This window comes from Flavobacterium sp. AC267 (genome assembly GCF_979258715.1).
Map to the genome: position 1 here is coordinate 1,097,652 of NZ_OZ409875.1, position 14,552 is coordinate 1,112,203.

Consider the following 14,552-nt stretch of genomic DNA (forward strand, 5'->3'; position numbering starts at 1 on the left):
TTTAATTTTCTATTCTGATTTAAGATAATTCAGCTCGATTTTCAGCTTAATATTTTGGTGAATGATCTGAATCTTCTCAGCAAAAATATTGTTTTCTGAATTGAAAAACAGCGTAAATTTTTCTTTTGTTTTGGAGGAATGAACGATCTTTTCTAATTTTTGATTCTTTTTGGAAATAAAAATATAATTATCCCTTTTCCCATCTGCCGATTTATAAATTGTCGCTGATTCGTTTTCAAATTGTTCCTGAATCAAATATTGCTTTTTTAAGAGCAGTCGAAAATCTTCTTTTAAAGTATTGATTAAAATTTTCCGATCTAATTCTGATACAATCGAGTTGACTTTAAAATCGGTTTCAGAAATTTCAAAATCCATTAATTTGTTGCCGAATTCCGTTGTAAAAACAATTCGATGTGTTGTGTCATTTATTTTTTTGGCAATGAAAATTCCCGATAATTCATTTCCGTAAACAGAGATATTAGTTTTATAAACATAATCAGTTTTTGAATCTGAAAAATAGGGAACCTCATAAGACGTTTTGTCTAATTTTTTTGGCGTATAGTTTTTGGTGACTGAGCCACAAGAAACTAAAACCAAAGCCAAAAGGCAATTAATTAGTAAAAACTGAATCGTCGATTTTTGCATTGATCACTTTATTTTTAAGTACAATTCGGGTATAATCTTCAGATGATTCCAACAGTTTTACCTGAACAACGGTTGCTTCTTCTTTATCAAAAGTAAGTTCAATTTGTTTGATGTATTTTTTCAGCGTTGCATCTTTCGGAACAAATTTTGCCAAATTCTGACCTTTTAATTTAAAATAGGAAATCGCAAATTCTTTGTCGTCAAACATATTCCCGCTCACGCTTCCGATAATTAATTTATTGATTCGGGCAAAAATTTTGCTATTTCCAATATCCACAGCGCTTTTCTTTCCTTCGTCGTTAATCAGGATTTTTCCGTTTTTAAAAGTAATACTGTAATTGTATGGTTTTTTGTATTGCCATTGCAAAAGTGCAGGTTCTTTAAAAACCATTTTTCCCGAAGTTTCAATGTCTTTAGATAAAAAATCCAAATGTTTGTATTGAACAAAATCAGTTGTCAGCGTTTTTATTTTTTTAGAAACTACATTTACATCTTCTTTAAATTGAGCTATTTCTGCAGTTGTCATTTTTTGCTCTTGTGCAAACAAACTGCCTGATATAAAAAGAATTAGTATTGCTATTTTAGTTTTCATAGATTGTTAAAAGTTGTTTAGCAAGACCTAACAGGTTTTTAAAACCTGTTAGGTCTAAACGATTGAATTCTTGTTTTTTCAGCGTTCAATTTCATAAGCTTTAAGATTCAAAAGCTCTTCAATTGAAATCACTTCGAAATTGTTTTGCTGTAAAAATTGCAAAAACTGTTCCAATACCAAAACAGAGTGCGAAGCCGTATCGTGCAAAAGTACGATTCCCCCAGGAGAAACACGTTTTATAATTCGGTTGAAAATTAATTCCTGATTTTTTGTGCCGCCGTCAAGCGAACGGATATTCCAGCCAATTGTTTTATGTCCAGTAACTTTTAAAGCTCTCCGAATCGACGGCGTTGTAACTCCGTAAGGCGGACGAAAAAAGTTTATTTTTTTTGAAGTGAATTTTTCCAGAAGTGCATCTGTCTTTTGAATTTCCTCAGTTATTTTTTTTGCAGTATAAAAGTCAAAAGATTTCGAATGAGAATAGGAATGATTTCCGACCAAATGACCTTCGGAAATAATTCGTTTTACGATTTCAGGATGCTTTTCAATATTTATTCCAATGCAGAAAAAAGTGGCTTTGGCATTGTATTTTTTAAGAAGTTCTAAAACTTCCAAAGTATAAGGGCTCGGACCGTCATCAAAAGTAAGTGCAATTTTTTTATCTTTTTCTAGTGGATTATTACAAAAAGCTTTTACATGATAATTAGAAGAAATTCTCGAAGAACCAAAAGCATTTATGCCAATCCAAATAAAAATTACAGCAAAAAAACACCAAGTATTTATTGCGGTATAGAGATTCAAAAGAAGCAGTAAAAGCAATAAAAAGATAAAAAATATCGAGATGTTTTTATGCGTTATCATTTTGACAGTAACGTAAAACTATGATTTTTTCCATTTAATTGATTGTACAATAAAATGGTTTTATAAGATGGTTTTGTAACCGAATTTACTTTTACAATTTCTGGAATTTCCTGAGTTTTTAAAATTTTAGCAGACCATCCAAAAAGCAAAAGCAGAAGCCGTATCATATTCGCCGCTCAAATGTTTATAGTATAAAACTGGAGTTTGGGCAAAAGCATTTGCGACCAGATTTTTATAATAATTTTCGAAACTTGCATTTCCGTCAAAACCTAAAACCACAGCATCAACATCAGAAATTTCTAAATTATTAGATTTCAAAAAGGAAGTAATTTCAGCTTCAATTTCGTTTTCTTTTAGTGTATTTACAATCGAAATATCCAGAAGTTCAGCATACGTAGTGTCTTTTTTTCATTTTCTAAAACAAAAAAATTAGCACCTTCACCGTAAACTGCACCGCTTGTAGTGGAAGTCAAAACATCATAAGGCGCTTTATTATCTTCTTTAATTCGGCCAGAAAGTTTAAAAAGAGCGGTAGTATAATCTCCGTTTTCATCAACACCTCCCACTAAAATAGATTGGGCTTCCTCTTCTTCAATCTGCATTTTAGCATCAATAAGTGCCGATTCGAAAGAAACCGCACCATTTACATATGTAAAATTATAGCCTTTACATTGCTGTAAAAGAGCAATTTGCGCCCCAACCGTATTGTGTGTTGACTGAATAAAAGAAGTTGGTGTTAAAAATTCTTCCTTATTATCTAAAATACTTTTTAGGAATTTTTCAGAATCTTCAATGCATCCTAAACCAGTCCCAGTAATGATGGCATCGACTTTTTCGACATTCGCATCTTTCATCGCCAAAGCCGAAGCTACGATTCCATTTTTTACACCTTTTGCCATGCGTCGGCTTGCAGCAGGCGAAATATACTCTTTGTACGCAGGAGGAATAATCGCCAGCACATTTTCATCGTGATTTACAACGGCTTCTTCCAAAAAAACAGTATCAAATGTTTTTTGAGTCGAAATACAGCCTACTCCATTTATATATGTTTTTTTCATTTTAGCTTTTTGAAAATATAAGGGTTGAACAATTTCCTCCAAAACCAAAAGAGTTAGAAAGAACGTGTTCGATGTTTTTATTTTTTAAAGAGGTTTGTGGTTTCAAATCAAACTCTTCCATTGGCGTTTTAAAATTCAAATTCGGATAAACCACATTATTCTTAATGGCCAAAACGCTGTAAACCGCTTCAATCGCAATTGCGCAGTAGCCTAAAGTGTGACCTGTAAATGGTTTTGTAGAACTAAAATCTGGAACCGTTTCATTTTGATAAATTCGGAGTAAAGCTCGTCCTTCAGATAAATCGTTATTTGGCGTTGCTGTGCCGTGAACATTAATGTAATCAATTTCAGAAGGTTTTAATCCCGAAACTTCAAAAGCTTTTTTCATCGCTAAATAAGCGCCGTCTCCATTTTCTGAAGAAGCAGTTTGGTGAAAAGCATCATTGGCATTTCCGTAACCAGAAACTCTTGCCAAAACTTTTTTGTTTTGCTTTTCAACAATTTCATCCGATTCTAAAACTAAAAAGCCATAGACTTCGCCAAGATTTAATCCTTTTCTGTTATTGTCAAAAGGCTGATTATAATCGTCAGATAAAATCATCAAAGTCTTAAATCCGTTGATGGTAAATTTTGACATCGCATCAGCACCGCCCACAATAACGCGGTCTAATTTTCCGGTTTTAATCAATCGCGCTCCCAGCATAATTGCATTTGCAGCAGATGAACAAGCGGTACTAATTGTAGAAACCATTCCTTTTAAACCCAGTTCTTCGGCGATTTTTTTCGGCAACATCGCCTCCGTCGTGACAGGCAATATATTTAACCAGTTCTGGTTGTTCGAAATAATCGTAATAATGTTTTTCCGTCATATCCATTCCGCCCACACTTGTAGCAGAAATAAGTCCGGTTCTAAACTCATTTATAGAAGTAATGCCGGCATTTTCAACAGCTTGTTTTGTCGCCAAAGTGCCAATCATAGCGGTTCTCGAAAAATTATTATCGCTGTTTAATTGCAGTTCATTGATAAGATCATCATTGGTTTTTTTGATTTCACCAACTTTAATAACATCCGCATGAACTGTCGAAATATTTGTGATTCGGGAAATCCCGATTTTATTTTCGATTAACGAATGGTAATTCTCTTCAACCGAATTTCCGATCGAAGAAATAATTCCCATTCCCGTTATTGCAACACCTTTTGCCATTTTAGATTTTAGATTTATGATTTTAGACTATGGATTCTAAATATTTCTGTCTAAGAAATCTAAAATCTAAAGTCTAAAATCTAAAATTTATTTAGTTCTATTTGCGCTGATATATGCGACCATAGTTTCGATAGACTGGAAAATTGTTTTTCCTTCTTTCGGATCTACTAATTTAATTCCGTAATCTTTATCTAAAATCACGATCAATTCAAGTGCATCAATTGAGTCTAAACCTAAACCGTCTCCAAACAAAGGATCGTTATCAGCAATGTCTGCGATTGTGATATCTTCAAGGTTTAAAGTAGTAATGATTTTATTTTTTAATTCTTCTTTTAATGCTTCCATGATTATTTATTATATAATGTATTGATAGTTTCGTTTGTATATTTCTCGTTTTCTTCCTTGTTGATAAGGCAAAGAAAAGCTTTATAATTGTCATTAAAAAATTCTACCCAGCCACACAAAACAGAATCAGCTTTATTTGTGTTTAACAAAATCGCCGAATAGTTCCACAAAAACTCTGAATTGAAAGCATCAAATATAAAGAAAGAATTCTCACTTTTAAGCTGATGGCGGATACTTATTTCGCCCAGACAAATATTTGGCGACGTATAAACGAAAACCGCCGGACTCGGAAAATAGTTTTCTTTGTCTGAAATCGATTCCTGATATTTTACATCGGTATCTAAACTGGAGGATTTATTGGCTAAAACCAAAGCAATATTATTTTCTTCTTCTTCATTTGAAGTGATCGGACTCAAAAGCAATTCTGATCCTAAAAAAGCCAGTTTGCTCAAAGCATCCATTTTGAAAAACTTTGGATACTGCATTTCAAAATTGCGATAAGCTTGTTTCGAGAAATCAGCAAAATCTGTTGGTTCAATTTTGAATACGGAAGTTCCGTTCAAAACAATTTCGTTGTTTTGAACGGTGATGTAGGATTGTATGTAGGTTTTTTGAGTCATTTTGTTTTTAAGAACATAATTTTTTAATGTCCGCCTTTAAAAATAATTGTGAAAACAGAACAGGAAAATTGGTTTTACGACCTTTTTTAATGATTGTCATATAGATGTTATTCTTGTCTAGAATAAATATTCTGCTTGAAAGATATACAGAATTAAGTGCCAGAGCATCTGGAAACTTGTTATAAATTATTAATTCTTGTGAATTTATAGCTCTTTTGCATCCTGATTTATTACAACATTCATTAATAATTGCTCTATTTCTTTCAGCGCCATATTTGCTTACAATTTTCGTAAGATTTTTTTCAGTTGCCTTTCGATAAATTGCATAAGCAAAAAAGAGACTCATAAAAAAGAGCAGATAATATTCGGTACCCGTTTGTGAATAATCTCGATATGGATCGAAATAAACTAAAAAAGGACAAATAAATAAAAAACTAAAAAGCATCAAAAGAAGTATGGTATCAAATATATCATACCAGCTTTCAGAATAAACTAGTTTACTTTTGATTATGCTTTTCTCAATATTTAAGTTTTTTAAACTTCTCATTTTATCTTTTTAAAAAATAACAGCCGTTATTTTCTCCCAATTTGTCTTATCTCTCTGTCAAAATCAGAAATTATCTTTTGAGTTTTATTAAACTCATCATATTCTTTAATCGCTTTTTTATCTGCTTGAATTTTCGATATTTTACCTTTTCCTTCTAGAATTTTGTACTCGTTAAATGAAAGAAATTTATTTACACTTGCCGCCAATTGTTCCATAGTAAAAGTATTTTCTCTCTCGATTAATCCTTCTATGTAATCAAAGTAACCTGTTACAGTTCTTTCTAGTAGAGTTATTTCTTTTTCTTGTAAATAATTTTTAGCAACAATTACATCGGATTTTAATATTCTTCCGTCAGGAGCATTTTTCCAACTGCTAAGTCCCATATTGTCTTTTTCTTTATCTGCATTTTTATGAATGATTTCTGCGACAGTATTTCCAGTTATAGCAAAATGGAATTTGTTTTGAATCATGGCATAGAAATTCTTTGTTACCTCTGAATTTTTATCGTAATCGATACTGCATTCTGCAAAAATATCACTTACTTGTTGGTAGATTCTACGTTCGCTTGCACGGATAGAACGTACTCTGCGTAATAATTCTTTAAAATAATCTTTACCAAAAACCGTTTTTCCTTGTTTTAGACGTTCATCATCTAAAATAAAACCTTTGATTATGTATTCTTTTAAAGTTTGAGTTGCCCATATTCTAAATTGAGTTGCTTTAGTTGAATTTACTCGATATCCAACAGAAATAATAGCATCAAGATTATAAAATTTTTGGTTTCTGGAAACTTGGCGATTACCTTCAGATTGAACTTGTAAGATTTCCTTACAAGTTGAATTTTCTTGCAATTCTCCTGATTCAAAAATATTCTTTAAATGTAAAGTGATATTCTGCGGAGTTGTGCCAAATAATTCACCTATGGCCTTTTGTGTAAGCCAAACTGTTTCGTCTTGCACAAAAACATCAACTCTGACTTCTCCATTTGGATTGTCGTAAATAAGAAATTTAGTTTCGTTATTTTCCATTTCATTTCACTTTTTCAAAAACCACAGCCGTATTACAACCTCCAAATCCAGAAGCCGTCTTCAAGAAATATTCAATAGTCGCTTCTTCATTTTTCTCAATAACATTTACAGTTTCACTCACACCAATTTCATCAAAACCTTTCGATTCAAAAAGCATATTTTGATTGGCAGATTCAATCGCAATTACGGTTTCTAATAATCCCGAAGCGCCTAATGTATGACCGTAAAATCCTTTTAAACTATTTATAGGAACGTTTTGTAAACCTAAACGACTTAATGCAATGGATTCCATTTCGTCATTAAATGGAGTTGCAGTTCCGTGTGCCGAAATATAATCTAATTTATCCGCTTCGATCTGTGCTTCTTTTAAAGCATTTTGAATACTTCTAAACAAACCTTCACCCGTTCTTGACGGACCCGAAATATGATTCGCATCGTTTATAGAACTGTCGCCGATTATTTTTATTTTTGAGTTTTTGGCTTCCGCCGAAACTAAAACTGCCGCTGTTGCTTCGCCTAAACTTACTCCAGTTCTGTTTTTAGAATACGGTTTGCAGGGCAGATCACTCATGGCTTGAAAAGCATTAAAACCTGATAAAACAAATTCTGAAACTTCATCGCCGGCAACCACAAAAACATTGTCGTACAATTCAGACTGAATCATTCTTTTGGCAACTGAAACGGCTAAAATTCCTGAAACGCAGGCGTTTGAAACTACAATTGGTTGTGTTGTGAATCCGAAGAAATCTGAAATATTTTTTGCTAAAACATCTAAATGTGCGTTATTAAAACTTTCTTCAGAATTGTCTTTTAAAGCCGTAACATTTCCTTTTGTAGTAGAAAGGATAAATGCCGTTTTTGAATTTAATTCAATTCCAGCATTTTTGATAATCGGCTCTAAAGCCAAAATCATCATTTTCTCTAAACGGGAATATTTGGTTTCAGCGCTGATTTTTGAAAAAGCACTGTTTATTTTTTCATCAGAAATAATTGAAGCATAAAATGAATTCGGCATTAAAGAAATATCATTATGAAGCTGAATGCCGGAAGCACCGCGAAGAATGGCGCTGATATTAGATTCAACATCAAAACCTAATGGCGTGATACAATTTGTTTCGGTAATGTATATTTCTCTTAACATTTTATGATCTCGATTTCTCCTGCAAGGTTTTAAAAATCTTGTAGGTATTTTATTTTAAGCTTTATCTGAAAAAAAGGGTTCATGCAGATTTTGCAGATTTAAGCAGATTGTATGTTGTTTTTTATTTCCTGCAAGGTTTCCAAAACCTTGTAGGTATGTTTTTATTGGTTTGTATTGGTTTGTCTAGAATTAATACCTACAAGGTTTCGAAAACCTTGCAGGAAAACGAAAATGAATTCGTGCTAATTCGTTACTCGAGCGACAGCAAACAGACGAAGTAAATTCGCGTTCTATTTCAACAACCCAACGTTACGTTTCCATTCCTCATAAAAAGGCGGATTCGTCAACATTAAATTTCCGTCGCCATCTAGAAAAACCTGAACGGTTTCTCCTGTACAGGCAACTTCGCCTTTATCGTCAATAATTTTAAAACGATAAATCATTTTTGCGACGGGCGTGTCCACGACCGTTGTTTCAATTGTTACAACATCGCCGTAACGTAAAGACAATTTATGTTCGCATTTTGATTTTACAATTGGTGTTGTATAACCTGTATTTCCAATATCCAGATAAGTTAGTCCGTGTTTACGGCCAAACGCTTCTCGTCCGTCTTCGAAATAGGTAATATAATTGCCGTGCCAAACGATTCCAAGCGGATCAGTTTCGTTAAAACGAATTCTGATTTCGTGAGAAACGGTTAAATCTGTGGCTTCGTTATACTGATCTTTTCTTTTTTGTCATAAAATAAGGCAATGGCGGTTGTAAGAATGAAAAACAAAAATAACAAACTTATTTTTGGGATGATTTCCAGGAAAGAAACGTTACGAAGTAAAACATCGTAAAAAGCATCTAATCCCCAGTTCATAGGAGATGATTTGGCAATAAGTCGCATGATTTTCGGCATGGCAAAAACTGGAACCCAGATCCCGCCAATTGCTCGCTAAAATGATCACACTTGTTGCACCAAAAGGAGCCGATTGTTCCTGTGTGCTGGCAACGGTTCCTAATAAAATTCCGAATCCAATTGCGACAAAACCTGAAAATAACGCCACGACGCTCATCATTGCTAAATGTCCTTCGATGTTTAAAGACGGAAGTCCGATGGATGGAAATAAAAATACGGCAACGGCAACCATCATATAAAACTGAATCATACAAATGATTGAGTAGGTGATGGTTTTTCCAATAATCACTACTAAATTTGAAACTGGATTGGTTCTTAAACGAACAAAAGTTCCCTGCGATTTTTCTTTTACAATATTAATAGATAACGGAATTACGATAAAAAATATCGCAAAAAGCGTCCACGCCGGAACATTGTGCTGTACGGAATTCGGGCGAACTTCTTTGTTATTTATCTTCGGAATTATTTCTTTAAAGGAAATGAAACTCTTTTGTTCAAAATCGGTTGTTCCTTCTCCTAATTGATTTTGGAAAGTGGTGTAAATGGATTTAGTTTCAATTTGCGAAATCATTTTGTCGATAGAACTCATGACCGCATTTTTGAAACTCATTTGAACTGCTGGATCAAAATAAAGTTTTACTTCTTTCTCTTTTATTATTTTTTGAGGTTCGCTGGTCGCAGTACTATCAGTCATGCCTAAACTGCTGACGATTTTCTCCACATTTTGATCGACTTTGGCCTGTAAATCAGAACTTAAATTTTCTGGAATTACGATTGCCAATTGAAATTTCCCTTTGTAAACATTTTCTCTGGCAATATCCTCTGTAATCGTTTTATTGTCAACCTGCGTCACAACGCTAAACAAATTGCTTTTTTCTAAATTTTCAAAAACGGTTTTAGAAACAGAACCTTTATCGTTGTCCACCAATAAAATCGGAATTTTAGAATCGCTTACGGTTTTAAAAGTACTGTCCTGAATTAAAGTAACGGTAATTACCAAAACCAAAGGCATTATAAATAGAATAATCAAACCGCCTAAATCGCGTTTAAGCAGTAAAAATTCTTTTACGACAGACATCCAAATTTTATATATCATCTCTCAAGTCTTTACCGGTTAATGAAATAAAAACATCTTCGAGATTTCGGGCTTCCTCAACAGAATTAATTAAGGTTGAAGGCGTTCCTTTGGCGTAAATTCGGCCTCGGTCTAAAATGGCAATATTAGTACAGAAATCTTCGGCTTCAGCCAAATGATGAGACGTATATATAATGGAAGTTCCGTTTTGGTTCAGCACTTTTAGATAATCTATAATAGCATTTTTGGACTGCACATCAACACCAACGGTTGGTTCATCTAAAAATAAAACTTTTGGTTTATGCAGAATTCCTGCAATTAAATTGACACGGCGTTTCATTCCGCCAGAAAAAGTCTGAACAGGTTTGTCGGCAAATTTCAATAAGCCTAAAAGATCTAAAGTTTCGATTACTTTATCTTTTAGATCAGAACCTTTCAGGCCGTACATACTTCCGAAATACTGCAGGTTTTCTCTTGCCGTAAGAGTGGGATATAATGCATATTCCTGAGGAACCACGCCAATTATTTTTTTAATTTTTGAAGAATGATGCTGATAGTCTAAACCATCAATTGAAAAATGTCCCGAAGTTGGTTTTACCAATCCGCAGAGCATTGAAATTAAGGTTGTTTTTCCGGCACCGTTTGGACCGAGTAAACCAAAAATTTCTCCTTCATTTATATTAAGCGAAACGTCGTTCAAAGAAAACTGGTCGGCATCTTTGTACTTTTTCGAAAGTGATTCTATTTTAATTATAGGCTGCAAAATATCTTAACTGATGGCTTTTTTTAATTTTTTGAAAAAGATTTCTTCTCTATTGGCAATGTCCAAAAGTTCATCGGCAATAGCGTTATAAGCGTCTTCTTTGGCACTTCTGTTTTTATAAATTCGGGAAGCTTCAACAGCAAAATCACGCCATGAATCTCCAATTTTTGTCATTTCCTGAGAAAGTGTTTTCAATTCGTCATTATTCAAAATAACCGAAGCTTCCTGTAAAAATGCGGCATAAATAAAACGGAAACCACCGCCTCCAGTTCCAATTTCTTCCTGCATGCGAACCATTTGTGCCAAATAATGATTGGCTTTTTTGGTACCGTGTTTTACAGGCCATTTTCTAATTTGCTTCGAAACAAATTTAATACCTCGAACGCCTACAATTGGCATTGGTGCAAGCATATCGCGACAGGTGTTTTTGATTCCTTTAATGATCGCGCTTTTTAAATCAACGTCGTTCGGAACTTGAATTGGATAGTACATTTGGCCTCGTGGTGCAAAAGCTCCTTTTGCAAAACGTACTTTGTCTAATTCTTCGTGTGTTAAAGTCGTAACGGTTTCCATAACAGGATCACTTACTAGATAGTCGGTTTCGGTTTTTCCGTAAACGACTAAATTATGTGCATTGAAATGAAAACGATATTCGTCTGGAAAATAACTTAAGTTATAAACCCCAACTTGTAATCCGGTTGGAATATTATTTTTTAAATTTTCATCTAAAGCTTTGTTTGCATTTGTCGCAGATGAAAATTTTTGTCTTTTTATTTTTAGATTTAAACGTGTTGCAACCTTATTAAAAATCTGCCCAGGCAAAGTTCTATAGCTGATGGCTGGTGCATAATTGACTTTTATAAAAGGAAGATAGACAAAGAAAAGACCAGAGCCAATACCAAAAACCATCGGTTCGCTGATGTTTAGTCCGCTGTTTTTTAGCAGATTCGACGCTACTCCATTCTCACAGTGAGCAGACTGATGATGTGTGAAAGATAATTCCATTATTTGGTGATGCTGTTTTTTAATTCTTCGATTGATATTTCAAAAGTATCCGCATATTTTTTAGGATTTTGTCGTTTAGTTTGGCAAAAACTTCTGGTTTAAAATGTCTTTTTACGCGCCATTTCCAAAGTCCGACATAACTTGCTAAAATCGTCAAATCCATTTTATTGACTTCCATAAAATAAACAATCGGACTAACTTCGCCATTTAAAACCTGTTGTCTGGCATCGGCAATACGTTCGTTTATTTCATCGATAGAATTCGATAATGCAATTGTTTTGGGTTCCCAGCCTGTACTTAAGGTTGTGGTGTAATTGCCGTTTTCATCAGTAGCATATAAAAGTTCTTTGACATTGTTTTTTGTTAAGTTGCTTTTATCCTGAGGTACTTTATCTTTTTCCATATTGCTAATTTAATTTGTTAGAAGCATAAAGCCTAACACTAAACATAAACTAATCATTAAAAATCCAAGATTTGCGAAAGCTAAAATTCTGTTTTTCTTCACAAATAAATAAATCATTTCTACCAGTAATGCTAAATAAAACATTTGGGTTATTAGAAATAAAACAATAAACATTCCTAAACCGCCATCGACATGTTTATGTCCGTTTTCGTCACAAAATTTGTGAGGATCAAAGGTAAAATACCAAAATAAGAAAACCACGGCAAGTAAAAGAATCAAAATTCCGATTCGGATTACAAGATGTAAAATGATTTTTTTTGGATTATCCAACCGAGATTGTTTTTTGAATGAACAAATTAATTTCGCATTCTAAGAGTATCTGGTCTTCGACAGAACTTTGACAGCTCATCGTGCATAAAGTGTAATCGTCGCCGGCAAATTTTGAAACTAAATCTGCTTTGGTAATTATGGTATCGCCAACTTTTGGCGACTGCATGAATTTTTACATTTTTTAAGGCACTGATAAATCCAATTACATTTACGTTCTCATTTTCTGTTCCGTTTTCGTCAAAAAAATATTTTTTTCCAACAATCGAAGAACAGGTCTGTGCTGTATTTTCAATTAAACCTGCTTCAATAAAAACATTGTTCTGTATAAAAATATTGTCTTCTTTGATCAAAAAAATGGTTTCTACGAAGTTGGCATCAATATCCAAAATTAAATCGACCATAAGCATTGGTGCTCGGTGCGGTAAATAATTTTGTATGTCAACGCCGGTTTTCAAAATCATATTATTTAGCTAAAACGGTTTTCATTTGCCCGTTTGCAATTTCTTCGTTATTCAATGTAGTCACGATATTCACCAAAGTTATTCCTGCAAATTCCTGCAGAATAGTTACTTCAGATTGAATAGTGTCGTTTAATTCCGGCAGTTTTTTTATTTCAACTTCCTTAATTGAACCAATGTATCCAGTTGGCGCAATTTCGTTTTTTAAAAAACTGATAACCCGTATGAAGCGCAACAGACTGTGCCATGTGCTCAATTAAACCTGCTTCCAGAAAAGTATTGTTTTGTACAAAAATATTATCAGGCTGAATTTTTAAACCAGAAACCAAAGAAGTTTCGGTATAAGAATGCATAGCATCAACCATTACAAAAGGGAACTTTTGCGGCAATAAATTTTCTACAGTTTCTTTTTCTAAAAGCGCCATTGTTTCCATTAGCAAACCGTTAAATACGCATACGCAAAAGAGAATCTTCCGCTTTCTGGAACTGATAAAAGAATTTTGTCTCCTTTTTTCAAATTCCCTGAATTCATTAATTCCTCTAAAGCTAGATAAATAGAGGCAGAACCAACATTTCCTACTCTAGAGAGATTCATGAACCATTTATCATCGCTCATTCCGATTCCTTTTTCTGTTAATCCTTTCTTCAATCCTTCCACAAAAAAGTTAGAAGAAACGTGAGGAATGAAATAGGTAATATCGTCTGATGTAACATTGTTTTTGACCATTGCATCTTTCATGCTTTCGGCACCTTTTGAAAGAATAAATTCATCCAGCAATTTTACGTCTTGTTTGATAGAAAAAACAGATTCGTTTAACCATTGTTCAGGTGCGTAATCGCTCCATGATTTTATTTCTCCGTTTTCTAATTTGTCACCTCCGGCGTACATGCAGGTTTCTAATTCGTACGCATACGAAAAAGCTTCCATCCATTCTATTTTAAGAGAGATTGGTCCTCTTGGCTGGTTTTCTAATAAAAAAGCTCCAGCACCGTCAGAAAGCATCCAGCGTAAAAAATCTTTTTTGAAAGCAATAATCGGCTGTTCTTCAAGAACCTTTAAATTGTCTGCTTCGTGATTGTATTTTTGGGCATTCAGCCAGGTCGAAACTTTTTCTGATCCTGTGCAGATTGCATTTTTTGAATTTCCAGAGCGTACGGAAAGAAAACCAAATTTAAGAGAGTTCATTCCCGCACAGCAAACTCCAGTTGAAGAGTTTAATTCTACCGATTTGTTTTTTAGCAGACCATGAACCATCGCGCCGTGCGAAGGCAGGAAAATGTCTGGAGTTGAGGTTCCGCATGAAAGTACTTCTAGATCCTGAGGCGTAAAATTCTCGTCGAATAACGGCAAAATAGCATTTCGCGTTAATTCGGCATTGCTATGCGTGCTTTTTCCAGTTTGGTCAACAGCGTAATATCGGCTTGTAATTTTATTATTGCGCAAAATAATACGTCTTGCTTTTGAGGCAGTATCGTTGATAAGTCCTAAATAGGCTTCCATTTCATCGTTAGAAACAGCTTCATTTGGCAAATACTTTGCGGCTTTTGTAATATATACTTCAAACATAATCT

Annotated in this window: 13 protein-coding genes and 6 pseudogenes; all 19 read right to left on the bottom strand. The window is 33.9% G+C overall.

The genetic code is table 11. The annotated features are described in order from the left end of the window. Positions 1–9 precede the first annotated feature (9 nt). Complete coding sequence (gene lolB2, locus ACZZ95_RS05775) at positions 10–645, bottom strand: flexirubin biosynthesis protein LolB2 (RefSeq protein ID WP_463468355.1); 636 nt, start codon at positions 643–645, stop codon at positions 10–12. After that, positions 611–1,237 carry a flexirubin biosynthesis/transport protein LolA2 gene (lolA2, locus tag ACZZ95_RS05780; RefSeq protein ID WP_463468356.1) on the bottom strand — a complete coding sequence of 209 codons (627 nt, stop codon included), beginning with the start codon at positions 1,235–1,237 and terminating at the stop codon, positions 611–613. Before lolA2 ends, lolB2 begins: the two co-directional genes overlap by 35 nt. A 78-nt stretch (positions 1,238–1,315) precedes the next feature. Continuing rightward, the gene (locus ACZZ95_RS05785) at positions 1,316–2,098 is read right to left on the bottom strand and encodes a polysaccharide deacetylase family protein (RefSeq protein WP_463468357.1); all 783 of its coding nucleotides are present in this window, start codon (positions 2,096–2,098) and stop codon (positions 1,316–1,318) included. Further along, positions 2,095–3,156: pseudogene (locus tag ACZZ95_RS05790) on the bottom strand (beta-ketoacyl synthase N-terminal-like domain-containing protein). Before ACZZ95_RS05790 ends, ACZZ95_RS05785 begins: the two are co-directional and overlap by 4 nt. Before the next feature lies 1 nt (position 3,157). Continuing rightward, positions 3,158–4,361, bottom strand: a pseudogene (locus ACZZ95_RS05795) (beta-ketoacyl-[acyl-carrier-protein] synthase family protein). Between the two features lie 87 nt (positions 4,362–4,448). Beyond that, entirely contained in the window at positions 4,449–4,706 is a 258-nt protein-coding gene (locus tag ACZZ95_RS05800; protein WP_463468358.1) for a phosphopantetheine-binding protein, read from the bottom strand. 2 nt (positions 4,707–4,708) lie between these two features. After that, positions 4,709–5,326, bottom strand: coding sequence for a 3-oxoacyl-ACP synthase (locus ACZZ95_RS05805; protein ID WP_463468359.1), 618 nt, complete (start codon positions 5,324–5,326; stop codon positions 4,709–4,711). 7 nt (positions 5,327–5,333) lie between these two features. Continuing rightward, entirely contained in the window at positions 5,334–5,873 is a 540-nt protein-coding gene (locus ACZZ95_RS05810) for a hypothetical protein (protein ID WP_463468360.1), read from the bottom strand. A gap of 26 nt (positions 5,874–5,899) precedes the next feature. Beyond that, positions 5,900–6,901: a virulence RhuM family protein gene (locus ACZZ95_RS05815; RefSeq protein ID WP_463468361.1), complete on the bottom strand. Its 1,002-nt coding sequence runs from the start codon at positions 6,899–6,901 to the stop codon at positions 5,900–5,902. Position 6,902: 1 nt separating this feature from the next. Then, on the bottom strand, positions 6,903–8,042 hold the full coding sequence (locus ACZZ95_RS05820; protein ID WP_463468362.1) for a beta-ketoacyl synthase N-terminal-like domain-containing protein: 1,140 nt from the start codon (positions 8,040–8,042) through the stop codon (positions 6,903–6,905). A gap of 290 nt (positions 8,043–8,332) precedes the next feature. Further along, positions 8,333–8,725: an acyl-CoA thioesterase gene (locus tag ACZZ95_RS05825; protein ID WP_463471629.1), complete on the bottom strand. Its 393-nt coding sequence runs from the start codon at positions 8,723–8,725 to the stop codon at positions 8,333–8,335. 14 nt (positions 8,726–8,739) lie between these two features. Then, positions 8,740–10,042, bottom strand: a pseudogene (locus ACZZ95_RS05830) (ABC transporter permease). Beyond that, positions 10,032–10,784: an ABC transporter ATP-binding protein gene (locus ACZZ95_RS05835; protein WP_463468363.1), complete on the bottom strand. Its 753-nt coding sequence runs from the start codon at positions 10,782–10,784 to the stop codon at positions 10,032–10,034. Before ACZZ95_RS05835 ends, ACZZ95_RS05830 begins: the two are co-directional and overlap by 11 nt. A gap of 6 nt (positions 10,785–10,790) precedes the next feature. Next, positions 10,791–11,789: a BtrH-related acyltransferase DarH gene (gene darH / locus ACZZ95_RS05840; protein WP_463468364.1), complete on the bottom strand. Its 999-nt coding sequence runs from the start codon at positions 11,787–11,789 to the stop codon at positions 10,791–10,793. Further along, positions 11,789–12,192, bottom strand: a pseudogene (DarG, locus tag ACZZ95_RS05845) (flexirubin biosynthesis protein DarG). Before DarG ends, darH begins: the two are co-directional and overlap by 1 nt. A 9-nt stretch (positions 12,193–12,201) precedes the next feature. After that, complete coding sequence (locus ACZZ95_RS05850) at positions 12,202–12,522, bottom strand: hypothetical protein (RefSeq protein WP_463468365.1); 321 nt, start codon at positions 12,520–12,522, stop codon at positions 12,202–12,204. Beyond that, a pseudogene (locus ACZZ95_RS05855) lies at positions 12,515–12,983 on the bottom strand (ABC transporter permease). The gene ACZZ95_RS05850 and the pseudogene ACZZ95_RS05855 overlap by 8 nt, the downstream one beginning before the upstream one ends. A gap of 1 nt (position 12,984) precedes the next feature. Then, positions 12,985–13,414 (bottom strand): annotated as a pseudogene (locus tag ACZZ95_RS05860) (hypothetical protein). Further along, on the bottom strand, positions 13,414–14,547 hold the full coding sequence (gene darB / locus ACZZ95_RS05865) for a dialkylresorcinol biosynthesis protein DarB (RefSeq protein ID WP_463468366.1): 1,134 nt from the start codon (positions 14,545–14,547) through the stop codon (positions 13,414–13,416). Before darB ends, ACZZ95_RS05860 begins: the two are co-directional and overlap by 1 nt. Positions 14,548–14,552 lie beyond the last annotated feature (5 nt).